2 protein-coding genes are annotated in these 907 nt (G+C 51.5%); both read right to left on the minus strand.

What is annotated here, in order from left to right:
- Positions 1-23 precede the first annotated feature (23 nt).
- Positions 24-350, minus strand: a complete 327-nt coding sequence (locus GJR95_RS41615; RefSeq protein WP_162391493.1) for an integrase core domain-containing protein — start codon at positions 348-350, stop codon at positions 24-26.
- A partial coding sequence (locus GJR95_RS41980) for a helix-turn-helix domain-containing protein (RefSeq protein ID WP_198424792.1) occupies positions 347-907 on the minus strand: 561 nt, incomplete at its 5' end. The genes GJR95_RS41980 and GJR95_RS41615, both read right to left, overlap by 4 nt.

Raw genomic sequence — 907 nt, forward strand, 5'->3', positions numbered from 1 at the left:
TAGTGACTACGTGTATTGAGTGATTAGATTATTCCCCGACTGGCAGCATGAAGCGGGTAATCCCGCCGATATACCTCAAAGGGAATTTGGTTGTCTAACCCTTGATGAGGACGACGGTGATTGTATGCCATCTCCCAGAGTTTTAACTGGTAACGTCGATCCTCTGAGTCCACAAAATGCTGCTGAGTAAACAACTCGTCTTTATCGGTTCGGTTGCTGGGTTCAATAAAGCCGTTGCGCCAGGGTTTACCCGGTGGAATCAGTGCATGAATCCGGCCACTGCCTTCTACCGTTTTGGTAAAACGGGTTTGGCGATCAGGATGGGCTGTGTACTTCATGGTAAAGCTCATGGCGTTGTCAGTGAAAGTAATAAAAAAGGGGGTAAAGCATCCCAGGCCCGCTGGAAAACAGCAGCTATGGTCGCACTTTCATAATTGTCGTGAATCTCTGAGTACTTAATCCGAGTCGACAAATGAATGATCGAAATCTTGTACTCGAACCCGCTACTACCCTCAATGGCAGGCAGTTGCTGCACATCCATCTGGGTGCGGTGACGGCCCACCGGGATGGCCTTCGACTCCGTCGCTTTGGGTTTAGGCGCTTGGCTGAGGGCCGCTTGTTTGACAATGAGCCGCACTGTACTAAAGGCAAAATGGCCGTGGGTGGCCTCCAGTTCAGCCTGAATGCGTACCGGACCATGAGTAGGGTGCGCCTGTCGGTAAGCAATGACGGCCTGCCGGTAAGCTTCTGTAACGCGTCGTCGGCCATGCTGTTGAGGGGCGCTACTCCTATCGGTGGTCGTGTCTCGTTTGACCCATTTCGCAATTGTCCGGCGAGTGGTAGCAAACTGTTTGGCCAGTGCAGGATAGGTGTAGTTTCCGGTTTGATAGAGTCGTTTGATTTCTTG

It is taken from the genome of Spirosoma endbachense (assembly GCF_010233585.1).
GTDB classification, from domain to species: Bacteria; Bacteroidota; Bacteroidia; order Cytophagales; family Spirosomataceae; genus Spirosoma; species Spirosoma endbachense.